This window comes from Halorientalis persicus (assembly GCF_900110215.1).
Lineage (GTDB): Archaea > Halobacteriota > Halobacteria > Halobacteriales > Haloarculaceae > Halorientalis > Halorientalis persica.
Window position 1 is genome coordinate 1 of the sequence record NZ_FOCX01000012.1, and the last position, 22,290, is coordinate 22,290.

The following is a 22,290-nucleotide window of genomic DNA, read 5'->3' on the forward strand; positions in this document are numbered from 1 at the left end:
CACTCCCAAATTCTCACTGAGCAGGTCTTTGAGTGTCATAGGCACCACTCACTACGACCTGCTCACTTCTCAAACTCCCTCAACTAGACAGTGCCGTCGTAACGCGTTCCTTCCTCTGCTGATACCACTCGGAGATCGTCGCGGCACCCCGCGACGAGTGTCAGTTCATCTCTCTGCTCTCCAGTCCATCGTGTTCTCCCTCCGTCTGGTGAACCGCCACGATCTAGCCCTTCCCGCAGTGGATCTTACCCCTTGTACCCAGAACACACCTGCTGGGTTTCATCGACTTGTGTCGGGCCACCGACCGTCTGGGAGATACGGTCCCAGACGGTCGGAAAGCCACGAACGAACGCCGATTCGGTCTCTTTGATACAGCCGTGGAGAGTCTTGTAGGTCGGTGAGAGGAGGAAAGCGATCTGGTTGATGCTGAGGTGGGTATCAGCGTAAGAATGAACGCGATGAGGAACTCCCCGGGAGCGAGTTCCGAATCGTAGAACGGTGTCCCGCGTGTGTACGTCGTTTTCCAGTCACATCGTCCGCACCAGATCCGCTCGGAGTCCTCGAGTGCTTGGAGGCGTTCTCACCGCAGTTCGGGCACGATCGCGCCGCCTATATGGCCTTGAGTCGCCGCTCGACGATGCCGTCGAGCGCCTTGGGCCGAAACTCTATTGTCCCAGTTCCACAAGATCCATAAGCATCTCGCCGAGAGCGGCGCGATTGTTAGTCACAACCGTCCCTCTTTCGGCGAGATATCATAATCTTACGAACCGTGGCTCAGTTCCGCTACGCTACAGAAGAGCGAGCAGAAATGACACCTGCCTGGCTACGATTCTGGCAGGTTTTCGGGGCCGGTGATGATTTTCGGGTCGTCGTTTGCGTGAAGCTCTCGACGGTGTTCTTCGACCGCCCGCATCTCTTCGGGGGGTCGTGTTAGTACGCCATTGCGTGGTAGACTTCCGAGACGGTGAGGTCAAAACAAGATAACCAGAATCCTACCCCTCACTCGGCCCACTGAGCGTCCGAACCCCGACCTCAGTCAGACAGGGCCGATGGGTCCGCCCCGTCGGGATCAGCATCGACCCCAGCCGCGCGGTCACGACCGCCTCCCACACGCCAAGCGTCGGCTCGACCCCGGCGAAACAACTGCGACAGTACACCCGAGGCAGTTCCCAGACGCCACCATCCACACACCGCTGTGCATACACCACGAGATCCGCGCCATCCTGAAACTGCCTCTCACAGACGGTACACTGCACCGGCGCTGTCGTGCTACCGGGCAAGAGCCCCGTCAATACCTGTTCGACTGACCGTTCACAACAGTTCGCTGCTGGACGTTCTGACATAGTCCACTCTCCTCGCAGTACCCCAACTCCAGCACAGCCCACCGACTATCCCACCAAGCATGCCCACACCAGCACTCCATCCGTTGGACCGCCTTTGATGCGATCCACCGACCCCCACAAGATTATAGCGTCCACACACAGACACCACGTACATGCCCACCGACCCGGATCCGCTCGAAACAGCGGTGCTGACGCCGGGCACGACGACATCGGCGATCATTGCGTTGCTGTATCGCCATCCTGAACACCAGTACAGCCGCCAGGAGATCCGAACCGAACTCGAAATCTCAGCCACGACAGCGCTGGCCGCGATAGACCGACTCCACACTACCGACCACATCCAGACGACGCCTGACGGGACCTACCGGGCTCATCCCGACCGTACGGCGCTGTTCCGATACACTGCCGCACTTGACGGTCTTGACCGTCTGTTCAGAACCGACGAACACCCCGAGACCACCGACGCCACAGACGCCGATCTAGAGTCTGCAGACCTGTCGACCCAAGCGATCGAGAATGCAGTCGATTTGGTCGAGACGACCGAGACGCAAGGTCAGTGACCGAATCAGAGTTTAATCGCTTTTCAGGGACCGAATTGCAACCTGGCTACCCCTCCTGCTGGCACTGATAGTGGTGGTATTCTCGGACATAGGCCTCCCAGTTTGCCAGAAGGTGGGCCACGGCATCATCGAACGTATCGAGACTCGGGAGATAGATCTTTTTCGGCACGCTCGGCGGTGTGTACTCCCGGTCCAGATGTGGACCGTCGTGGTACTCGACATCGTCGATGTGGACGATATCGGTATTTGTCGGGTCGTCGATGGCTCCCGGTTCGTAGATGCCCGTAGCCCAGCCTTCGGGGTCCTTGAACAGGTAGTAGGACTTCCCCTCGATGGTGCCGAGAAAGAGACCTGGCGCTGTGTTGGACTCGTCGGGGTCGTGAACCGCGGCGAGTGCCGCCAGGTGGTCATCGAACTCGCCGGCAGTCACGCGGTCTCACCTGCTGAGTGTGTGTTTCGTGTCATCGTTGTAGTTGTCCGTCGGTTCCTCTGCTGGGGCTCGGTGTGGCCTGCGAGCAACGGAGCGACTCGGAGGAAAGAGACGAGCCAGATCGCCAGCAGATACTTCCTGTCTGTGTTTTGTGTCTGATAGAACTTAAAGTTTTTGGTGCTGACAACTCGTCTCGCAGAGACAGGCTTCTGTGGCTATAACTACTTTATTGTTTGATCATACAACGCTCTATAGCGCTGCTGATACCAAGACTTATACCTTTGTATGGCCATACAACTATACACGGAATGGGTCCACACCGGGCCCGGGAGATCTATGCACAACGAATCACACCACACTGACGACGAGTCCGAAACGCCACCTGCAGTCGGCACACCGGATGATCTGCCCTCAGGTGTTACCCTCGACCCAGAAGCTGCTGATATTGCGCCACAGCTGCGCTTGCGAAACGAGCTTTCGGAGAGTCTGACCGACAGCGAGTTCGGCGATGCGGTGATCTTGCCACTCGAGGCCGCCCAGGAGCTGACGAAAGACCACCTTCACGAGATCATCACGCATCTTCGGACACATGAGGTCCAATCCGTGTCCCAGCTGGCCGACGATCTCGATGTCAACCGCGGAAACATGAGCCGGTACCTGGAGACGCTGCTCGAGTACGATGTGATCGATCTCACACAGTCGGGGAAGGCCAAACGGCCCCAGCTCAAGTACGACCACATCCTCTTCGAACCGCTCTATTGAGCGGGCGCGTCGGCTGTGGGAGCCCCTGCTGTGATACAACCTCTGAAGCGCTCTACCAAACGTATCACCACTCTTCAGGACTGGACTGTTTCAGATAGGCGATGAGCAGCGTCTGGCTGATGGTCCACTCGCGTCTAGAATACAACTGAAACTGGCGAGCGGCAGCCTGCAGGAAGGTGAGATCGAACTCTTCCTCGTCAGTGACATCACGAAGGATTGCCCGAATCACCATCGGTGGCCCTGAATTGCCACCCTGGTCACCCCACGACAGCCGTCCCGAGGACGTATCTGGTGGCGACCACTCCTCGCCGTTTTTATACAGTAGATATTCGTTCGTCCCTGATCCATACGCGCCAGCATACGTATTGCCGGTCTCGGTTTCGTTGACGATTCGCTTACCACGCAGATACTGCCTCCCCAAATCGGTAATTCGGTAATAGCCATCCTCGACACGGGTTACAAGACCATGGTCCAATAGGACGCCAAGCCGTTGTGATACCCGGCCTGCAGTGACAAAATCACCGTTTAGCTCAATCACACGCGGGGTTATTGAAAGCCCCCTTCCAAGCATTTCCAGAATTTCATCGTCTGTCTCGTGGACCATCCAGTCTGGCCCCCGACGCTCGGCCCGCGAGACTAGGCTGTCGCTATCGATCATTGTTGTGTCTGATCATGGTAATTTTGGTTGCAGGGGCATACGACAGTATATTAATCCAATTCTAATCATATCCCTATGCCTTTAAGTGGCATGGGGTTATAATACACAGTGTAGCTAATCGAGTCAGTCAAACCAAACATCCGGAGCGACCCTCGTTGCATCGGTACGCTGCGTTCTAGCGAGCACCCGCAAAGAGATTTCGACAAATGAAGAGCGACGATCCACGATGGCCACATCGCAACAAGGTGTCGTCCAACTGGTCCCGCTCTCAAGGGTCCTGATAGCCCCCAAATCGACGGAGTTGGTCAGCAGTGCCAACTCTCATGGGCGCAGAGATAGCGCTGTCGAGACTCTGCTAGCGTGGGGACCGGCGACGAGACGGAGCCAACAACAGCCGTGTTTGCTGGCACAGACGATCTCGTCTGATCGGTCCTCCTGCCGCTCCAAGCAGAACGCAGTCCCAACGCCAACCGTCGTCTCAGACCCCTCAATCTCAACGTATGGCAACAAATAAGTCAAATACAGACGAACCAACCGACTCCACAACGTCTGGTACCGATACCGATCGAACCCTCCAGCCCAGAACCAATCCCTATATCCGGAAAGTAGGACTTTGGATCGTCCCACCGGATGACGATATAGCCACCAACCGGGCCCTCCGACAGGGCCTGGTCGCGGCGATCGTGGCACTCTACAACTCGAGGGTCGATTTCGATGTCGTCGAGTTTCTCTCCTTCCCGGATATCCACGGCGAGCAGACCTACGTTCTGTCTTTCGAGCTGCCAACCCTGCCCAAACAGCCCAGCCACGTCACCGATTCATCACAACTCAATCTGACCGATTCGATCAGCAACGGTGCCACACCTGATAAGGGGACGCTGGGGTATGCCCTCACGATCGCACAACGGAAACTCAAGACACAACTCCCGGAGGGGACTACACTGAACCCGGTCCGCGTTTCGTTTGCACCACTGGGTGCCTCTGCCGTCACAACTGCACGACTGGTGAACCGCCGCAACCGGCGTGTCACCGCGGCCTCGAATATCCACCAGGCGGCAAATGGCTTCGAACAGATCCTCACAGAACTCCGTGACGAACCCCATCTCTACCAGGTGCTAATCCAGAATCAGGATGCGACCAGCTTCACTGTCAGCAGCCGCATCGCCCTGTTTGGCCCCAGACACCAGGCCACAACTGACACCGAAATCTCTCGGCTGGTCAATGAAGGACACTCTCGGACACCCAGTTCCGGTGTTGCAAACTTGGATCTAAGCTCGAATCTCGTCGCCCTTCGAGAATATCTGTATGCAGCTGATGGCTCGAAACCGGCGGTTCCTGGCTATCACGATATCAAGGTCGACGAGCAACAGACACTGCTAGAGTTGTTCATTGGCCACCTGGAGTATCAGGACCTGTTGCGCGGACGTATCGGGGCCAGTCCGATCTACTCGAAACTCGATTATTTCCCGAAATTCATCGTCTCAGAACGCGATCTCACGCAACTGATCGGGCTGCCGTCCCTGGCCCATGACAGCCCGTGGGATGTGGTGCCCGGTCGGGACCCACCGGAACTGGAGCTAATCTCACCTGATGAATTCTCGAAACCCATGGCAGCCACGGCACGCTCACAACGAGCAAACATCGCCGAGGCTGTCGATACCCGTACCGTCCAGGATGGGAGTGACGAGCATCTTCAGGCAATCCTCGATATCATCCAGATTCTTCGCGAACGTGGCTGGATGGCCGTCAAAGTCGAGCAGGAGAATGACTCAGTTCCCGATATCTGGGCGCTCACGCCGGATGGTGAACTGGTAATCGTCGAAGTCGAGTGTCAGAACGGGCCCGCAGGGCTCCTCACGAATATCGCTCGAGCTGTCCACTGGAACATCGATGTCCTCATCGTCTGGGCACCCACTGCCGATGATACAGCCTATGCGAACGCGGATCGCTCGATCGATACCGTTGACAAGCCGTTCCGGGCGATCGACGACGACCGGACTCGCCTCTACAATCTCAATGACGAACTGACACGGACTGACGAACCGACACCACTGTTGCCCCCGAACATTCCGGAGTGTGAGTGGTGGCTGACACCCGAGGGCGAGCTTGAACTCGTCGCCGACGGCACAGTTGTCGCCTCGGGGCCGGCGACCGACTCGATCGCCACCTTCGAGTATGACCTGCCGGCCTACCGGACAGACGGTGACGGCTACATCATTGAAAACGCCGACGGCAACGCCGTCAAAGAGTGTGCGGAACTGCCGGAGGGATGGAGCAAGATTTACCCGCCCTTCGTGCCGACGCGATTGACGTATCTCCCGTATCCGACCTTCCGCTATCTCGAAGACATGGAACTCAAACCATACGTCCCACAGGGCGACTGGGACCGAGAAGGCCACATGAATCGGTACAAAGGTGCTCTGAGGGAATACTTCGGCGCCTTCACCGTCAAACAGGAGGATGAACACATTTTGTTCGATGTCATCCGGCCCCATGCCCGGCAGTGGTATCGACAGCTCACCGACCGCAAAGAACCGGCGGACGGCCCCTTTGGCACAGTGACCGAACACTTCGAAAAGGCTGGCAATCCGGACCCGGACGAGTCGGGTCGGAATCGCCGGTATCAAAACCGCACCTGGCGGTACCCGCGCAAGCTTACGTCGCCGGATCTCCCCGAATTTGGCGAGTGTCCCGCTCTTCCTGAGGAGTTAGCCGAGGAGATGACGCATGATCTCCCGCGGGATGAACACGATATCATAGCGAGTACGGATCCACTGGCTGCCACGGGCAGCGCCGACGAATCGACGCCAGACGACGAGCAGGCTGCTGACCCGGACAGCGAGACGAGTACGGATGAAACCGACACGACCACCGACGAGAGTGATGCTGACGAGGATGCGACCGACGAGACTGCCACGACCGCCGAGGACGAAACGACAGCCAACGAGACCGCCGACACAACGGAAACCGACGCAACTGCCGAGTCAACCGATGACGACCGAGACTGACTAGCGGGTGTCATAGAATAGTTCATACCGGCGCTTCGCTCCATTGGTTCGATCAGTACAGACGATGCATCGACCGAATCTGATGGGCACACAAATTGAGACTTGGAGTTACAGCGGTAGCGAGGCGAAAGCCATCGGCTTTACAGTAGTTGCTGATTCGGCAGCTATCGCTTTTGACGAGCGACCTCTGAGAACCCGAGATTTCCGTGCACTCGGTGCACGGCACTCAGAACCAGTAAGAGCCGGAGCAGAAAATATCAATAACCCTACTTCAGCAACTACTGTTTAGCCGTGTGGAGGATGTCACTCACCGGCCGCGTTCAGCGCACTGTTCAGCTCGAACAGCTCCTGCACAACATCGCTCTTGGCGACTCGATACCGGCGCGGTGATGAGTTCGCTACTTCCTCAACGATCTCGGTTTCTACCAGGAGATCGATGTATTTGCTCACTGTCTGCCGGGTCACACCAGCGTGATCCGCCAGTTCTGTCTTGGTGAACTCCCGCCCCGGCGGAAGGGTGAGGATGGCATCGATGAGGATCGGGACGCTCTCGTGCTGCAAAAGATGGAGGACGCCGCTCGGGTTCTCTAAGCGGGCCGCCTTAGTATCCGTCTCCGCTGCCGGGTGTGTCTGCGATGACTCGCTCATACTTTTGGTTTACCGGTGGAAGCATATAACTATTCTCACGGACGTAACTGCGCGTTAACGTACTCTTATCAGGAAGGGGTAGGAACCGAGGGATATGCGTAAGCCGTCGGTGAAATGTGCTCTCCTCGCCGCGATGATAGCTGAGCATCGGTGGGGGTCACCCATCGTTGAAGAGAATCTTCTCTCGATTGCTGCTATCGAGCCAAGTGACTACCCCACTGCTAGCGACATCTTCGACGATCTGCGGTCCAAACCCTACATCACGAACCGAGGGACCCGAGGGATTGAACTCGACAACAGCGAGTTCAGTCAGATGGCCGATGTCCTCTACCACGAGTGCGACTGGGACCCGTTTGAGATCAAGAGCCGACTGAAGCACTACGAGGGCTGGGAAAACCACGACTGGGCTTGACTTCTTCCCCGCGCTGAAGCGCGAGGATTCCTCCGTGGGTAATCCAGTCAGTTGGTTACTAGCCCCTCGTTCTGGAGACTGGGGCTTGTCGGTGGACACCCACTCAGTCTCGGCACACTCGCCGGATGGTGAGCGTGTCCCCGATACCACGGTGTCACCAGGGACTGTGGGGTGACTTGTCTCGGTGGCAGTCAGACCATTACACGCAACCTGCGACCGCTCACTTGCAGGGGCCGTCGGTGGGACGATGGAGTACGTTCGTGATGTTGGCCAGACATGGCTGTATCGGCCCGGACACGCCCCAGTCACGGCCCCGACAGCCGGGTGAGGGGGGCGGTGAGGGGGACAGTAATACGGCCACGTTGTCCCCGTATTCCGGTGAGGCGGGCACGCGCAAAAACCGCTAGCCGGCAGGCGGTGAGGGGGACACACACCGACTAATTAGAAGAACAAGTGGGGAAAACTGTGCGGTGTGGTGGCACGGTCGCAGTGACACGATGTGGGGCGGAGGCCAGTCTAGGTCGTGGCCAGTAGGCCGGGGTGGCTGGGCGTGGGTGCCAGGGAACCCACAGCCCGCCGGGTGTGCCGGTGGCCGAAAAATAGAGGCAGGAAGCAACTCTAGGCCGCGGTGACCACTGCCTGGTGCTGTCGACGGTGACGGTGGAGAGCCACGGCGGCCCAAATATATAATTCAACTGTTGGTTATGGGGGTGTCATAGACCCGGTCGCAGACCTGTCGCTGGGACTAGCCGATAGCAGCCAGAGCAGGGGGAGAACAACGTACCCTTACCACCCCAGCTGTCGAATGAAACACGGGCGTTTCGGGACGGTAGAGACGCTCTCCCCGTATCCAGAAACACACTCGACGCGTGGTTCCTTGAATGGCAGCCACAGTTACCTATCAGTCAGGTCACCGCATACAGGTAACTAATACCGTCGGAGGTGGTCTACGACACCCTCGTCCATTAAGTGAACAGCTGTCAGCCCCTTGAGCGACCGTGTCGGTATCCCGGGAGTCGGTGTGCTTCAGCCATTTCTTGGCTTGGTGGATCTGCGTATGCTCTGCGTGGCACGGGTCAATCATGATCGTAGTCAGGTAGCACTCACCGGGTGTGGCCCTTCGAGGGCAGCGACGGCCGGTCGGACAGGTCAGTTGGTCGGCTCCGACCGGACTGCTGTCGCGCCCGTCGCCTCGGGACACGGTGGATCGGTGTGTGCTGGCCGACAGTCGCCACACTGTGGGTCACGGGGCCGCGCACGCGATTCGGGTTCAGTCGTCGGTTGCTGGCGTCTGCAGCAGCTACCGGGAGCGTGCCGCTCACAGGCTGTTCCTGGCCGGCGTGCTGCTTTGAATGTGGTACTGCCTGTTCAGTGTGAAATCGCCTGTAGCGCCGTCTGCTGGTGCTCAGTCGACAGCCCACATGGACGGTCGATCGGTGCCGGTTGGGTGTCTGCAGCGATCGCTGGTCCAGTAGATTAGTTACGTGTGTGACTATCCTGTGTTCGTGGCGTGGTGTCTGGTGGCTCCCGCAGGTGTCTTACGTATTGTCTCCATCCCTGGTAGGTACGTGCGGTGGCCAAGCCCTGTCGGCGTTTGCTGGTCACCCACAGTGGCTTTCCTGTGGCTTCTTCCTGCTGTCTATGTACGATTGTTTACTGGTGTGTCGTGGTTTCCGCATTATTTCTGCTCTCGGTTCTGCTTCTTCTTATTATTAGTCGCTAACTATCCCCCTCACCGGCTGCCGGCTAGCGGTTTTCAGATATACGCCCATCATTAGTATACCAGCATAAATTCATCCCCCTCACCGTCCCCGTAACCATTGCAAGCGCGATCTCACGGGAGATACAACCGTATTATGACATCAGTTTGGATCTCAACTATCTTCTTACTATCGAGATTGTGACATTCGACACGGTGGCAACCCCATCTACGAGACTCCTCTGTTGAAAAAACTAAACAGTACAAAACATCATATTTGTTTGAGGTCCATCAAAACGGCCCACACCTGCCGGACGACAATCTTTAGATCCATCCAGAACGACTGTCGGCGGATGTACTCGATGTCGTACCGGAGTTTCTCTTGTGGTTCGTGCCCGGTCATATCGTTAATCTGTGCGAGTCCGGTCAACCCGGGTTTCACAAACCAGCGCCGTCGCCAGTCTTCGACCCCAGACTCCATGTCCGTATCCAACTCTGGCCGCTCGGGCCGCGGACCCACGACACTCATATCGCCCACAAGAATCGACCACAGTTGTGGAATCTCATCCAGATGCGTCTTCCGAAGGACACGCCCGACCGGTGTCACACGCGGATCGACATCGCCTCTGTCTTCCTCCGATAGCTTCGCACCAGTTCCGGCCTCGGCATCAGTAACCATACTCCGAAACTTGTACACTGTAAACGTATCACCGAACTCGGCGGTCCGCTCTTGACTGTACAACACGGGACCGGAACTATCCAGTTTGATCGCCACGGCGATGACCAGAATCACCGGCGACAATACGACCAACCCACAGGCAGCGAAACACACGTCGAACACCCGCTTGACCACGTAATCCTGCCAGTCCCAGGGATCGAGATCTACCTCGACCAACTCACCACCGGCCACACCAGCTGTCAACACGTCCTCGGCGTGGTCGCGGTGAACCATCGCTGTCACGCCGTGGTCGAAACAGGTGTCCAGCGTGCCGAAGAACTCCGCACGATCGGTATCCGCAAACGCCAGCAGCGCCGTATCGATCTCGTATTTCACCAACACCTCATCCAGCCGCGACAACCCACCGAGATTCGAGAGTTCGTCCAGCCGCGTCGTGACAGCACCACCATCTGAGACCTCCGGCTTTCCGACCACGGCTTCTTCCGTGGCCTCGTAGGACGATGGCGGCGAGACGTACCCGATCACGGGAAGATCGGTTTCCTCCAAGATAGCTTCCATCGCAGTCGGATCGTCACCGACGATGATCGCTCTGGACTGCTCGCTCGGCCGCCGTCGGATCGCGACCATCCAGGCGGGCAACCAGAGCAACAGGAAAGCCGTCCCGAGCATCAGCGTCGCGCGCGGCATCCGATAGTTATAGTCGAAATACCCCAGCGCAGCCAGGCCGACCATTGCGAGAAACACCCGTTTCTGCGTGAGCAAGATCGTATCAAGCACACGCCGCGGCCGAGGCTTGAACAGCGGCCACATCGCACCGAGAACCACGACGAGCGCCGTCAAGATTACGAAGACAAGCGCGCCGTTCGACAGCACGGCAGGCGCTGGCCGGCCGACGAACGGCACCTGACTGAACGTGTCCTGAATCAACGGGTAGTTGACGAACCAGACGGCAAACGCGGTGAGACTGGCAGTCCCGAGAACGCTCGCGACCCGATACCGCCAGCCCGTTGCCATTGAAACTTTTCACTCGACCGCCGGACATAAGACCTACGACAGCCGTCACGCGAGCGTCTGACCACCGTCGAACGCCCGTTTCGACGTGTCGACTCGGGGACAACCTCTTATTGTCGCCCCGCAGAGACAGGTACGTGACACGGCTGTCGGAAATCGTGCAGATCGGCTCACAGGAATTCACCGAGATTGCCGACCGATGGCGGCGACGACTCGGACGCGCCCTCTTCGGCGACCGCTACGGCGCCGTCCTCTTTCTCGGTACGCTCGCCGTCCTCGCGACCTACTGGCGGGTCGGCGTGTTCCTCACCGACAGCTACGCCATCGCCAACGGACTCGTCAACGTCGCCGACGGCCACCTCGCGATCACGAAAATAACCTACTCGCTCACGGTGGGCTCCCAACCCGGCCTCTGGTACGCCGACGGAGCGGTCTACGCCCGCAACTACGCCCATATCTTCCTCTCGCTCCCAGCCCTCTGGCTCCTCGACGCTCTCGCGGTCCTCTTCGACCTCCGACTCGTCCTCGCCGCGGCGTGGTCTGGCCTCCTCATGCTCCTGTTCGACCGTCTCGGACGCCTCCTCGGTCGATACCGCCCGGTCGCTACCACGGGCGCGGCTCTCGGACTGCTGACGTTCCTCGGGAGCGCACTCATCGCCGCGCCCCTCCCCGACCGCTGGACCGCCTTCCTCGCACTCCAGATAACGGGCATGCTTGCCGTCGCGTTCGCTGGGGTCGTCCTCTACCGCGTCCTCGCCCACGCCCACAGCCGACGGGTCGGCCTGCTCTTCGGAGCAGCGGCCGCGATCGCCTCGCCCGTCGGCTTCTGGGCGTCGATCCCGAAACGCCACGCGCTCTCGACGCTGGCCGTCGTCGCCGTCCTCGGCGCGTTCTACTTCAGCCGCACCGCAGACTCCCGACGACGAGCCCTCGGTCTCCGCGCACTCGCGTACGCTGTCATCGCCCTCTGGGCGTGGCTGCACGCACTCGAAGCCCTCGTGGTCTTTGCCGTCTTCGTCCCGCTGGACCTCGCGACCGGGCGCTCGAACCACCCGAAACACCTCGCCGTCGTCGGCGTCGTCTTCCTGGTCGCGCTCACCCCGTTCCTCGCGACCAACGCGGCGATCAACGGCGACCCCTTCCAGCCGCCCCGGTCGCTGGACTCGTTCTCCGGTCAGGTCGACCCGCTCGCGACCGGCGGTCAGGACGGTGGCGACAGTCAAAACGGTGGCGGGGGATCGACGCCCACGCCGACACCCACCGAATCACAACCGACGACAGATACGTCGAGGACAACCGACGGAACCGGGCCACCGACGACGGCCGAAAGCGAACCGACGACCAACGACACGACGACAGAGGGCGGGGCAAGCGGCCCGAGAGAACCGGAATCACCGGATTCCGAGTCGCCGGCCGACCCCAGCTCAGGCCCGATCGCGACGCTCCTGTCCGCACTCATGGCCATACTCGGCGTTGCCATCGAGGGAAGTACCTGGGCATTCGGAAAGGGCTGGTCCTACGTCGACACCGGAATCACGCTCGCACAGGACGAACCGGAGCGACTCTACCACACCTTCCTCAGGAGCGGCCGGATCCCCGAGTACGTGAACTACCGGATGACCGATCAGGAAGCGATCGACCTCGCGTTGCTCGAAGTCGCGCCATTGCTGGCTGGCCTCCTCGGCGTTCTCGGTGCCGGCCTCCGACGCCTTCGGACCACTTCGCTCCACGCATTCCGAACTGCACTCGGCCGGCCGACGCGCCAGACCGACCTGCTGGCGGTCGCAATGACGGTCGCACTCGTGCTGATGAACGTCGAACGGCTGCCCCTGCACACCCAGATCACCGTCCGGTATCTCGTCCCCATCGTTCCCCTCGGACTGTACGGTGTCGCTCGCCTGGGCTGTGTCCAGCGCGCCGTCAGCGCCGACCTGCGCTGGCTCACCGGGGCGTACGTCGGGACGTTCCTGCTCGGTGCCATTGCTTTCCTACTCGCCCACTTGTGGCTCGACCTCGCGCTGGGGGAGGCAATGCAACTGCACGCGCTGGTGAATCTGGCAGGTGCCGGCTTGCTCGCGATCTGGGCTGTCGTCGCCGGCCTCGGATTCGACTTCGACGAGCGCGTTGGTGTCGTTGCGCTCGCGATCCCCGCGGCCCTGTCGACGCTGTTCCTGCTGTTTACCGGCCTCGTCTACTTCCAGTACGCCGATTACGCGCTGCCGCTCGTGGAGACGCTCGTCGAGCTGTTGCCGATCGCTATTTGAGCGAAGCGTATCGGCGTAACACCTACACTCTGTGAATACGTTGTATTCGACATGAGCAGTTCCATTCGGATCTCGGACGAGACGAAGCAAAAGCTCGAGGCGAGAAAACGGGAGGGGGAGTCGTTTGATGACTTGCTGGACCGGTTGGCACGGACCGAGAAGGATGTCGAGAAGATGGGTGGGTGGCTAGACGAGGACGAGGCTGAAGGCCTTGAAGACCACGTTGCGGAGAAACGTGAGGAGTTGAACGAGTCGTTCGAGGATCGAAAGGCACGCGTCGATGATCGTTCTTGACACGGACGTTCTCGTAGAGTACGCGCGGCCGAACAGCGACCCCCAAGTGACTTCGTATCTCACCCAGCGAACAGACGAGCAGTGGATCGTGCCATCCGTGGGGCTGTACGAGTATCTCTCGTTCTACGGGTCGCAGTCACGGCGGCGGACGGAGCGGAAACAGGTAGAAAGTAGGGTCGACGCAGTCCTCCCGTTGGACGCCGACGCCGCCCTGGAAGCCTCGGACATAGAGAATCTGCTCAGTTCGTCGGGAACTTCACTCGATCCTGGTGACCTGCTGATCGCGGCGATCGCTCGATCCCGGAACGCGACGCTCGCGACCAGGAACAAGAACGACTTCGACAAGCAACCGATCCAGCAGCTGATGGACGTCGACATCGTTCGGTAACGGGGATCCGCAACTACTGTTCAGCCGTGGGAGGAGATCAACGCTGTGAGAGTGAGGACGATGTAGGACAAAGAAATCGCCGGCAGCTACTCCGTAGCTGTCTCCGCACTCTCTTCGGACGCAGCATCGGCGCTCGCCTCACCCGTCTCCTGTAGTCGCCGCTCGGCTTCCTCTCTGTCCTCGGGATACCCCACGTCGATCCGCCAGCCGTCCATCCGGATGGCGTCGATGGTCCGTCCTGACTGGAGCAACAGGTCGATGGCCTCACTGATCTCGTACTCGCCCCGATCCGACGGCTGGACGAGATGACAGGCGTGGAAGATGGCCGGCGTGAAGGTGTAGAAACCGGTCATCACCAGATTCGACGGCGGCTCGTCGGGCTTCTCGACGACTTCGACGATCTCGCCGTAATCGTTGGTGTCACAGACGCCGTACCGGCTGGCCTCCTCCCAGGGCACTTCCTCGACGAGGAACGCCGCATCGGCACGACTCTCGCGCTGGCGGTTGACCACGTCCGCGAGGTTTGCCTGGAAGACATTGTCGCCCAGCATCAGCATGAAGTCGTCGTCGATATGCTCTTCTACCGTCAGCAGGGCGTGGGCCAGCCCCTGCTGTTCGCGCTGGTGGGTGTACGTGATCGGGACGCCATCGAACTCGTCGCCGTAGTGGTCGATGATCACCTCTTTCATGTAGCCGACGACGACGACCAGTTCGTCTGCGCCGAGATCGACCAGTTGCTCGAAACAGTGGGTGAGGATCGGTTTGTCGTCGACCTCGACCATTCCCTTGGGCTTGTCCTCGGTGAGGGGCCGTAGCCGCGTTCCCTCGCCGGCGGCCAACACGACGGCTTTCATGTCCGCTTACTCGACGGGTCAACTGCAAAACTCTTGTCCTCGCCTTCGCCTCGATACGGTCTCGTCTCAGGAAGTTCGCTGAGATGGGTTTGCCCGAGATCTGGTATCGGTAGCAAGATAATTTTCCATAGTAATTGCGGGACAAGACTAATACTCTTAGATGCTATAGCGATAACCAGCGATGATGGAGTACGTCGACGGGACTGCGGCAAAGATCATGTTGGCGATCCGTCCTGGTGATTCGATTCGGCGGATCGCCCAGAAGATCGACGGCTCCTACTCGTGGGTCTACGACTGGGTCGACCGGTTGGAAGAGGTGGGCTTCATCCGGCGGGATGACGGCCTTTACGTCGAGAGTTACGATGTCAGAGACAGCTACTACGATATCGTCGCAGCAATATCCAGATCAGCTCCACTCTCGATCGACGAGGGATACGTCATTCCGCATTTCGCAGGTATGCCGTTCGCGTACACGAAAATCGACGGAGTCTACGTCTGGACGCACGGGGGCTATCAGATCGCTCGCGGTCACGACGACTATCCGATCTTTATTCAGGTCGCTGACCGGGATATCGACCGATGGGCCGCCTTCTTCGACGAGTTCGGGATTCCGAACACGATCGAGGAGCGCCTGGATGCAACCGAGTATGAGGGGACAGTCTCGTACGTGTTATTCCCGACGAGTGAGGATATCACTCGCGAGTGGGTCGACGGCAACCCGGTCGTTCCGTTAGACGAAACGGTCGACCACATGCTGGACTACCGCGTGAACTACGAACCGGCGTTGGAGATGATCGCTGACGAGTACGACCGTGACATCGACGCGTCCCATGCAGATCCACACCTGAACGCATGAGTCTTGGCGAACGCGAAGACGAGTTGCTAGATACGCTGGAGACGGTGATCGACGCCGATCTTCCGTACGTGCTTGTCGGTGGCTGGGCGATTGCGGCCTTCAACCAGCGATTTACGACAGATGTTGACGTCGTGATTCCGGGACAGGCTCTTGACGACTACACTGCGCTCCTCACTGGTCGTGGCTACGAGAAAACCGCTGATGTCGAGCGAAACGAATTGTACGAGGGTCGTACTGTCAGGTTCGAGAAAGACGTCGGAAACCCAGTTCAGTTCGATGTGATGGTCGATGCATTGGGGTGTCGACAAACAGAAGCCGAGTGGTCGTATCGCTACCTCTCCGAACACTCCGTCACCGAAGAATTAGGCACTTCCCGTCCAATTTCGGCCCGGATTCCGGAACCGGAGTTGCTGTTTGCGATAAAACTCCACAGTGGCCGAAAAGCCGATACCCGCGACCTCGTGGTACTTGGAAGCGACGCCGATCTCGAACGAATCACGGTGCATCTCAACCGTGGAGACGCAGAGAAACTTGCACGTCGTATCGGAGTCGTCTTGGATCGACTAACGTCACCCGGTTTTGCGGATTCGTTCAAAGGTGTCTTCGAACAGCAGACAGTACCCGAGCAAGATATCGACGCTGTCGAGGAATTCCTTCTCAACCAGCGTGATCGTCTCGATACCGAACAGTGATGTAAAAGAACGATTAGCTGTCAGATACGCAACCCCTCCTCCGCGATACGATCTATCACGTCTCGATGGTGGCGGCGGATGTCATCTCGCTCGTCTTCGAAAGCCTCCGTGATTTCCCTCTTGAACTCCCCGAATGCTCGCTTATCACCATAGAGGAATTCTCCGTTGACGGCGTCTTGAGCGACTTCGATAGGGAGCATCTCGATGTCCGAAACGTCGACGAACGGAGCGTTTTCACGCTGGAGTGCCCCGGACAGGAAACACCGCTTCTGGAACCGTTCGTGCGATGAGAGGTCGTCGGTGAACTTAACGGCAAGGTCCAGGCCGGACGCAGCATGAGTCCCGTCCGTGATATGGGGACCGAAGGCCACTGCAAACACGATGTCGGCGTCTGCGCGGAGTGACTCTGCGAGGTCGGTCAGCACTGCCGAATGATCGTTACCCCCTGTCATATGGAGCACAACACCGTATCTCTCCAAAAGAATTGTCCTCCGTTGAGTATGACTCACGGGAGACTCGCTCTTCAAAACTATCTTTCCCGGCATTCTCGAACCTTTGTCAGTGAGCCGTCGGTACGCGTCGGTCGTCCTCGCGCTGTGTACGCTGGCGTTTTTCGCCACGATGGTTGCGCGGCTGGTGATCAGCCCGGTCGTCCCGAACCTCACGCTCGCGTTCGGGGTCAGCAACGGCACTATCGGATTGGCGCTGTCGGGAATGTGGGTCGCCTACGCGACGACGCAGTTCCCCAGCGGCGTCCTCGGTGATCGCTTCGGCGAGCGCAAGATCATTCTGACGGCCGTCGGCGGAACGGCCGTCACGAGCCTCCTGTTGACGACCGCCCCGAACTTCCCGCTCTTCTTTCTCGGAACGGTGCTTCTGGGCGCGGTCGCCGGCCTCCACTACAGCGTCGCGACGACGTTGCTGGCCCGCTACTTCGACGACATCGGGTGGGCGATCGGCGTCCACGTCGCCGGGGGACCGCTCGCGGGTTTGCTCGCGCCCATCGCAGCGGCCGTCGTCGCGACGCAGTACGGCTGGCGACCGGCCATCGGGATCGGTGCGGCCGTCGCGGTTCCGGTGTTCGTCGCGTTTGCGCTCGCCGTCGAGTCCACCGAACCGCGCCGGCCGGACCAGCCGATGCGGGAACGGTTCGAAATCGGCGCGGTGCGGGAACTGCTCTCCCGGCCCCAAATCCGATACACCACCGCACTCTCCGTCCTCGGAGCCTTCTCCTGGCAGGCGACGGCCTCGTTTCTGCCGACCTTTCTGTCGGCCCACCACGACCTCTCGACGACGACGGCGGGGGCGCTGTTCTCGGTGTACTTCGTGATCCACGGCCTGACACAGCCGCTGCTCGGGTCGCTCTCGGACCGACTCTCTCGGGACGGTGTCGTCGCGGGCGCGCTCGCGATGGCCGCCGTCGGGTACGCGGTGCTCGTCCTGACCGAACAGTTCGCCGTCGTGATCGCCGGGTGCGTCCTCGTCGGCGTCGGGATGAGCTGGGGCGCGCCGCTGCAGTCGCGGTTCATGGACATCCTGAGCGACGCCGAGCGCGGGGCCGGGTTCGGGCTCGTCCGAAGTGTCTACATGACGATCGGCGCATCGGGCAGTGTCGTCGTCGGCGTCCTCTCGGACACTGTCGGCTGGACTGTCGCGTTCGGGTTGCTGGCCGTGCTGGTGAGCGCGGCCGTCGTCGCGATTGTCGTGAATCGAATGCTGGGGCTTGGGCTCTGAGAACAACTTTATTTGAAATATATCGAAAATCTGATCATCGTGGATCAACCCAGATTTTAAATATTGCTATTGTATAGTAGCAACCGACGAGGTGCAAGGTATGTCTGCTATTCAGGATCTTCCGACATACGATATTACCGACCGCAATGACTATCCACCGATTATTCATCCACGGGATGGTCGTGATCTGGCGGACTCCGAAGAACCGGAGCCAACATTCATCTACATCGGTGAGTATGCCGGTAAAGCCGCGTACTTCAACCCGCTTCGTCAGTCAATCATGCTCGGCGAAGTTCACGGAGCTGCGTTCACTGAAGATGCATACCTTGAGGCACCCAAAGCGGAGTCTCTCGAAGACCACATTCGAAACCTTATCGATACAGCACAGGAGGAGAACGTCGAATTTGCGCTCTCAAAGCAGGCGCTTGGGCTCCTGTACGGAGATCTGCTAGCGAGAGGTGAGTGGCTTCCAGAGAAACAAGCAAAGGTCTATCTACTTCGGAGAGTGTTCGATATCGAGCGGCAACGAACGGCTACTGTGTTAGGAATCTCGCCTAGCACTGTCGATTCACACCTTCGATCTGTAACGCCGAAAGTGGAAGCCGCGAGAAACCTGACTGAAGCGCTTCACGATTTAGAAGATTTAGTGAAGGATTGACAACTTCCTGAATCACTCCAATCTCTAAACACGATGCCATCTAGAAGCGATCAATTATACTCTACTGATAGATTTGAGCCAAAGCCGATCGAGACACTTGATAGTGGGTTTGAAAGGGTAGGTGCAAGGAATACACCGTTCACGATACGAGACCCACCGACTGGTCCTGTACCGGAGATAAAACGGCAAGCTCTCGAACTTCACAACGAAAGACCCTGCGAAAGCCGTCGCCGTGATGAACTCAGACACGAGCAGATAACACTGGATATCGATACCTGGCGGGAAGACATGAGTACTTTCGATTTTCCTGGCGTCGATACGATTCCAGAAGTGGTCCGACTGCAACGAGCAGGCGCTGCGGCTGAAATCGCACAGGAATTATTCGGTATCGGGACTGTCAACCGAGGTATTCAATTCGAAGATCCTGCAGTCCGAGGACGATATTTCAGAGGTGGCGGCCCAATCGAAGTAAGCGATTCAAACAGTGATTTCCCGGGATGGCAAAAAGGAGTGACCCTGGCACACGAAGTTGGACATGGTATTGACGATCATATCGATGTGAAAACTGGATATGCATCGTCACGAGGTGAGGTCTTCGAGGACGAGGAACAGCTTACAGAGGCAACGGCCCTCTCTGAGCGACTTCGAGGACCGATGGTTCAGAGCGATATCCCTGGCGCAACTGACTACCGGAGACACCCAACTGAGAAAGCAGCCGATACATTTGCGGCGATGATCATCGAACCAGAGCGATCTCGTGAACTTGCGCCAGGTGTTACGGCGCGTTTTGAGGCGTTTTTCGGTGAATTCTTCGGCCGATACGATGATCGAGTACAGGAACTCAACGAAAGCTGGGTAGAACGAGATAACGACACGGTCTAGTTCACTTCTGCTTCAAACTAGGTAGCAAGGCGGATTCCCCACCCCACCGTGGGCGGGGAGGAAGCCGACACCCGCTGCCACAAACCACGAGCTATTAAGTACCTCTCCCACCTATTGAATCTCGTGGCAGACGACTACCTGAGGCGCACCGCAATCACCCGGCCTACCCTCACCGACGAGCAGAAGCAACTGCTCGATACCACCATCAACGAGTGGCAAACTGCCTGCAACATCAGCAGCCAGATCGGATGGGAACACGGTGAAACGCGGAAAACGTACCTCCAAGACCTCGCCTATGACGAGATACAGGAGGAGACGCGTCTCAGGAGTCAGCACGCGGTCCTCGCCACCCACCAAGCCGCAGCCGCCCTCTCTGGCGTCGAAGAACTGGACGAGGAGTACAAGACTTCACGGCCGGAGTTCACCGCCGAGACGGTGAAATACGACACCCGGACGCTGACCCTATTCGACGACGGCACGGTCTCACTCGCAACAGTCGATGACCGTATTCGGTGTGACCTCGCGTTACCGGACGACAAAGACGGCTATCAATACCAGTACCTCAACGATGAGGACTGGGAACTCACTGAATCCACGCTCACCCGACGCGATGGAGAGTACTACCTGCACCTTGGGTTCCGCAAACCGAAGCCCGAGAAACAGGTCGAACAACAGGGCGACGACGAGGACAGGACAGTTCTCGGCGTCGATCTCGGCATCGTCAACATCGCCACCACCTCAACGGCGTACTTCGCGTCCGGCAGAGAACTCAGACATCGACACCGGGAGTTCGAGCGGATTCGCAGCAGTCTCCAACAGACCGGTACGCAGTCCGCCCACCGTACCATCCAGCAGATGAGTGGCAGGGAATCCCGATACGTTCGAGATGTCCTACATCGGGTGGCCAACGACATCATCGAGGAAGCGGTGGCACACGACTGCGAGTACATCGCGTTCGAGAACCTGAAACACATCAGGGAACGTGCGCCCCCAGTGAAGGAGTTCCACCAGTGGGCGCACCGCCAGCTCGTTGACCTCGTGGAGTACAAGGCGGAAGAGGAGGGCATTTGTACGGAGTACGTCGATCCGGAGAACACGAGTCGGCGGTGTCCCGAGTGTGGGCACACGAGCGAAGGGAACCGCGTCAGGCAGGCGAAGTTTGAGTGCGGGAAGTGTGGTGCGGCGGCGAACGCGGACTACGTTGGAGCGAAGAACGTTGGGTGGCGGTACGTCCGTCGCGGCCTCCAGTCGTCGCGGCGGACGGGCGACAGTCAACTCGCCCTGAAGTCAGGAACGGTGACGCCGAACCGGGGGTTTGTCCCGTCCGACTAACCACGGTCGGCAGAGGCCGAGTTCACTGACAAGCCCCGCGCCACCGTGCGCGGGGCAGTTGACGAAAGGACACATATTCGCCTAACATCTCCCGAATCACTATTAACCCGAGAGTCGATTCCCGGATCACAGCTCAACCTCGTAGGTCGCCGCAGCGACAGTTCGACCATTCGTCTTACCGGTGGTTCTCTACAGAATCTTCGCCCGAGTGCTCGTCGTCGGTCGGTTCGATGACGATGCGAGTCGTCTCGTCGTATTGCACTTCGACGGGTCCGTCATCAGGTGTATGTGGCTCGTCCTCGCTCGCGTCTCGAATCGACTCGAAGTACGGATCGACCGTTTGCATCTCCTCGATTACCCCTTCGAGTGCGACCATGACCGTCATTCCGACGACCGCTGGCAGACCGAGTTCTCGGGCGGCGAGACGCTCGGACATCCGGCCGTCAACGTACGGTTTGACGTACTCCACCACCCGCAGTAGTTTGTCGATACCGTAATCCTCGACGAACGCCTCGACGTCTTCGTCGACGAGCTGTTGGCCAACCGCTGCGAGTGTCGTGGGTGTCATCGTCGTAATCTCTCCTTGCGAGAGGACGCCCAGCTGGAAGGAGTTCGCCCGATAGAGACGTTTTCGCCCCTCCTGCTCAGTGCTGACGAGTGAGGTTTCTCGGAGTTCACCGAGCGCATCGTAGACCGTCGATTCTGGAAGTCCAGACGTTTCGACGAGGTCCTGTGTCGTCATCCAGTCGTCGTGCTTCAGTAACTCTGTGTATAGATATGCCAACCGCTCCTCGTCAAGCAACCGAAGGACTGTCGCCATGAGTTCTGTCGTATCACCCATCGCAGGGTGTGTCGTGCGGCCGGCCATTACACTATTCTATAATCTCTGGAACGTAGAAAGACTTGTGGTTGCCTGTAAAACTGTATTCAGTCGGACCTGACTGTCGATATCGTCTTTGAGAGGCGCGAAAGGCCTATCTGGCGACATTGTTCTTGTAGTAGTATGCCGGTGAACTGGGAGGCCCAACGAAAGATGGACCGCGATGTCGAAGAAAACGCGGACTTGTACGAGGTACTGGCCGACGAATCCGACGACGATTGATTCAATTCAGTTGCGGGCCCCTTC

The 22,290-nt window shown here is 58.7% G+C and carries 21 protein-coding genes and 1 pseudogene; 13 read left to right on the plus strand and 9 right to left on the minus strand.

Annotated features, from left to right (window positions below):
* Positions 1-95: 95 nt before the first annotated feature.
* A pseudogene (locus BMX17_RS13415) lies at positions 96-728 on the minus strand (IS1595 family transposase); the annotation flags it as partial.
* A gap of 264 nt (positions 729-992) precedes the next feature.
* Positions 993-1,343 (minus strand): DUF8112 family protein, encoded by a 351-nt coding sequence (locus BMX17_RS25185; protein WP_139203514.1) that lies wholly within the window; start codon positions 1,341-1,343, stop codon positions 993-995.
* Positions 1,344-1,495: 152 nt separating this feature from the next.
* Between BMX17_RS25185 and BMX17_RS13420 the strand changes: the two genes are divergently transcribed.
* A complete protein-coding gene (locus BMX17_RS13420) occupies positions 1,496-1,903 on the plus strand; it encodes a hypothetical protein (RefSeq protein WP_092660890.1) in 408 nt (135 codons plus the stop codon).
* Positions 1,904-1,949: 46 nt separating this feature from the next.
* On the opposite strand, the gene BMX17_RS13425 is transcribed toward BMX17_RS13420, so the two are convergent.
* The gene (locus BMX17_RS13425) at positions 1,950-2,333 is read right to left on the minus strand and encodes a hypothetical protein (protein WP_092660892.1); all 384 of its coding nucleotides are present in this window, start codon (positions 2,331-2,333) and stop codon (positions 1,950-1,952) included.
* A gap of 336 nt (positions 2,334-2,669) precedes the next feature.
* Here BMX17_RS13425 and BMX17_RS13430 point away from each other — a divergent pair, with 336 nt between their 5' ends.
* A complete protein-coding gene (locus BMX17_RS13430) occupies positions 2,670-3,095 on the plus strand; it encodes an HVO_A0114 family putative DNA-binding protein (protein WP_139203515.1) in 426 nt (141 codons plus the stop codon).
* A gap of 64 nt (positions 3,096-3,159) precedes the next feature.
* On the opposite strand, the gene BMX17_RS26680 is transcribed toward BMX17_RS13430, so the two are convergent.
* A complete protein-coding gene (locus BMX17_RS26680; protein WP_211611337.1) occupies positions 3,160-3,699 on the minus strand; it encodes an ArsR/SmtB family transcription factor in 540 nt (179 codons plus the stop codon).
* Positions 3,700-4,436: 737 nt separating this feature from the next.
* Here BMX17_RS26680 and BMX17_RS13440 point away from each other — a divergent pair.
* On the plus strand, positions 4,437-6,761 hold the full coding sequence (locus BMX17_RS13440) for a hypothetical protein (protein ID WP_092660896.1): 2,325 nt from the start codon (positions 4,437-4,439) through the stop codon (positions 6,759-6,761).
* A gap of 303 nt (positions 6,762-7,064) precedes the next feature.
* Here BMX17_RS13440 and BMX17_RS13445 read toward each other — a convergent pair whose 3' ends face one another.
* Complete coding sequence (locus BMX17_RS13445; protein ID WP_092660898.1) at positions 7,065-7,409, minus strand: helix-turn-helix domain-containing protein; 345 nt, start codon at positions 7,407-7,409, stop codon at positions 7,065-7,067.
* A 94-nt stretch (positions 7,410-7,503) separates the two neighbouring features.
* Here BMX17_RS13445 and BMX17_RS13450 point away from each other — a divergent pair, with 94 nt between their 5' ends.
* A complete protein-coding gene (locus tag BMX17_RS13450) occupies positions 7,504-7,821 on the plus strand; it encodes a hypothetical protein (protein ID WP_092660900.1) in 318 nt (105 codons plus the stop codon).
* Between the two features lie 1,970 nt (positions 7,822-9,791).
* Here BMX17_RS13450 and BMX17_RS13455 read toward each other — a convergent pair.
* Positions 9,792-11,213 (minus strand): exopolysaccharide biosynthesis polyprenyl glycosylphosphotransferase, encoded by a 1,422-nt coding sequence (locus tag BMX17_RS13455; protein ID WP_092660902.1) that lies wholly within the window; start codon positions 11,211-11,213, stop codon positions 9,792-9,794.
* A 134-nt stretch (positions 11,214-11,347) separates the two neighbouring features.
* Between BMX17_RS13455 and BMX17_RS13460 the strand changes: the two genes are divergently transcribed.
* From BMX17_RS13460 to BMX17_RS13470, 3 genes are read left to right on the plus strand one after another with little or no spacing between them, the layout of a single operon-like run.
* Positions 11,348-13,474: a hypothetical protein gene (locus BMX17_RS13460; RefSeq protein ID WP_092660904.1), complete on the plus strand. Its 2,127-nt coding sequence runs from the start codon at positions 11,348-11,350 to the stop codon at positions 13,472-13,474.
* A 51-nt stretch (positions 13,475-13,525) separates the two neighbouring features.
* Positions 13,526-13,768 carry a DUF7557 family protein gene (locus tag BMX17_RS13465; RefSeq protein WP_092660906.1) on the plus strand — a complete coding sequence of 81 codons (243 nt, stop codon included), beginning with the start codon at positions 13,526-13,528 and terminating at the stop codon, positions 13,766-13,768.
* The gene (locus BMX17_RS13470) at positions 13,755-14,156 is read left to right on the plus strand and encodes a type II toxin-antitoxin system VapC family toxin (protein ID WP_092660908.1); all 402 of its coding nucleotides are present in this window, start codon (positions 13,755-13,757) and stop codon (positions 14,154-14,156) included. Before BMX17_RS13465 ends, BMX17_RS13470 begins: the two co-directional genes overlap by 14 nt.
* A gap of 86 nt (positions 14,157-14,242) precedes the next feature.
* On the opposite strand, the gene aglF is transcribed toward BMX17_RS13470, so the two are convergent.
* On the minus strand, positions 14,243-15,010 hold the full coding sequence (gene aglF, locus BMX17_RS13475; RefSeq protein ID WP_092660910.1) for a UTP--glucose-1-phosphate uridylyltransferase AglF: 768 nt from the start codon (positions 15,008-15,010) through the stop codon (positions 14,243-14,245).
* 184 nt (positions 15,011-15,194) lie between these two features.
* Here aglF and BMX17_RS13480 point away from each other — a divergent pair, with 184 nt between their 5' ends.
* Together BMX17_RS13480 and BMX17_RS13485 are read left to right on the plus strand one after the other, a co-directional pair.
* Positions 15,195-15,866 (plus strand): helix-turn-helix domain-containing protein, encoded by a 672-nt coding sequence (locus BMX17_RS13480; protein ID WP_092661140.1) that lies wholly within the window; start codon positions 15,195-15,197, stop codon positions 15,864-15,866.
* Positions 15,863-16,558, plus strand: coding sequence for a hypothetical protein (locus tag BMX17_RS13485; protein ID WP_092660912.1), 696 nt, complete (start codon positions 15,863-15,865; stop codon positions 16,556-16,558). Before BMX17_RS13480 ends, BMX17_RS13485 begins: the two co-directional genes overlap by 4 nt.
* Positions 16,559-16,578: 20 nt before the next feature.
* Here the strand turns inward: BMX17_RS13485 and BMX17_RS13490 are convergent, their stop codons facing one another.
* Complete coding sequence (locus BMX17_RS13490) at positions 16,579-17,010, minus strand: nucleotidyltransferase domain-containing protein (RefSeq protein WP_170845414.1); 432 nt, start codon at positions 17,008-17,010, stop codon at positions 16,579-16,581.
* Positions 17,011-17,119: 109 nt separating this feature from the next.
* Here BMX17_RS13490 and BMX17_RS13495 point away from each other — a divergent pair, with 109 nt between their 5' ends.
* The 4 genes from BMX17_RS13495 to BMX17_RS13505 all read left to right on the plus strand — a co-directional run bounded on the left by BMX17_RS13495 (position 17,120) and on the right by BMX17_RS13505 (position 21,164).
* The gene (locus tag BMX17_RS13495; protein ID WP_092660914.1) at positions 17,120-18,292 is read left to right on the plus strand and encodes an MFS transporter; all 1,173 of its coding nucleotides are present in this window, start codon (positions 17,120-17,122) and stop codon (positions 18,290-18,292) included.
* 100 nt (positions 18,293-18,392) lie between these two features.
* Positions 18,393-18,950 carry a sigma factor-like helix-turn-helix DNA-binding protein gene (locus BMX17_RS13500; RefSeq protein WP_092660916.1) on the plus strand — a complete coding sequence of 186 codons (558 nt, stop codon included), beginning with the start codon at positions 18,393-18,395 and terminating at the stop codon, positions 18,948-18,950.
* Positions 18,951-19,238: 288 nt separating this feature from the next.
* A complete protein-coding gene (locus tag BMX17_RS25190) occupies positions 19,239-19,832 on the plus strand; it encodes a hypothetical protein (protein ID WP_139203516.1) in 594 nt (197 codons plus the stop codon).
* A gap of 123 nt (positions 19,833-19,955) precedes the next feature.
* Positions 19,956-21,164, plus strand: coding sequence for an RNA-guided endonuclease InsQ/TnpB family protein (locus tag BMX17_RS13505; protein ID WP_092660918.1), 1,209 nt, complete (start codon positions 19,956-19,958; stop codon positions 21,162-21,164).
* 175 nt (positions 21,165-21,339) lie between these two features.
* Here the strand turns inward: BMX17_RS13505 and BMX17_RS13510 are convergent, their stop codons facing one another.
* A complete protein-coding gene (locus BMX17_RS13510; RefSeq protein ID WP_170845415.1) occupies positions 21,340-22,005 on the minus strand; it encodes an ArsR/SmtB family transcription factor in 666 nt (221 codons plus the stop codon).
* Positions 22,006-22,290: the final 285 nt, after the last annotated feature.

What these genes read in the sequence shown, in the direction of transcription:
- BMX17_RS25185 (WP_139203514.1), bottom strand. Translation starts at nt 1,343, where the DNA reads ATGTCAGAACGTCCAGCAGCGAACTGTTGTGAACGGTCAGTCGAACAG.
- BMX17_RS13420 (WP_092660890.1), top strand. Translation starts at nt 1,496, where the DNA reads ATGCCCACCGACCCGGATCCGCTCGAAACAGCGGTGCTGACGCCGGGC.
- BMX17_RS13430 (WP_139203515.1), top strand. Translation starts at nt 2,670, where the DNA reads ATGCACAACGAATCACACCACACTGACGACGAGTCCGAAACGCCACCT.
- BMX17_RS26680 (WP_211611337.1), bottom strand. Translation starts at nt 3,699, where the DNA reads ATGGTCCACGAGACAGACGATGAAATTCTGGAAATGCTTGGAAGGGGG.
- BMX17_RS13445 (WP_092660898.1), bottom strand. Translation starts at nt 7,409, where the DNA reads ATGAGCGAGTCATCGCAGACACACCCGGCAGCGGAGACGGATACTAAG.
- BMX17_RS13450 (WP_092660900.1), top strand. Translation starts at nt 7,504, where the DNA reads ATGCGTAAGCCGTCGGTGAAATGTGCTCTCCTCGCCGCGATGATAGCT.
- BMX17_RS13455 (WP_092660902.1), bottom strand. Translation starts at nt 11,213, where the DNA reads ATGGCAACGGGCTGGCGGTATCGGGTCGCGAGCGTTCTCGGGACTGCC.
- BMX17_RS13465 (WP_092660906.1), top strand. Translation starts at nt 13,526, where the DNA reads ATGAGCAGTTCCATTCGGATCTCGGACGAGACGAAGCAAAAGCTCGAG.
- BMX17_RS13470 (WP_092660908.1), top strand. Translation starts at nt 13,755, where the DNA reads ATGATCGTTCTTGACACGGACGTTCTCGTAGAGTACGCGCGGCCGAAC.
- aglF (WP_092660910.1), bottom strand. Translation starts at nt 15,010, where the DNA reads ATGAAAGCCGTCGTGTTGGCCGCCGGCGAGGGAACGCGGCTACGGCCC.
- BMX17_RS13480 (WP_092661140.1), top strand. Translation starts at nt 15,195, where the DNA reads ATGGAGTACGTCGACGGGACTGCGGCAAAGATCATGTTGGCGATCCGT.
- BMX17_RS13485 (WP_092660912.1), top strand. Translation starts at nt 15,863, where the DNA reads ATGAGTCTTGGCGAACGCGAAGACGAGTTGCTAGATACGCTGGAGACG.
- BMX17_RS13490 (WP_170845414.1), bottom strand. Translation starts at nt 17,010, where the DNA reads ATGACAGGGGGTAACGATCATTCGGCAGTGCTGACCGACCTCGCAGAG.
- BMX17_RS13500 (WP_092660916.1), top strand. Translation starts at nt 18,393, where the DNA reads ATGTCTGCTATTCAGGATCTTCCGACATACGATATTACCGACCGCAAT.
- BMX17_RS25190 (WP_139203516.1), top strand. Translation starts at nt 19,239, where the DNA reads ATGAGTACTTTCGATTTTCCTGGCGTCGATACGATTCCAGAAGTGGTC.
- BMX17_RS13510 (WP_170845415.1), bottom strand. Translation starts at nt 22,005, where the DNA reads ATGGGTGATACGACAGAACTCATGGCGACAGTCCTTCGGTTGCTTGAC.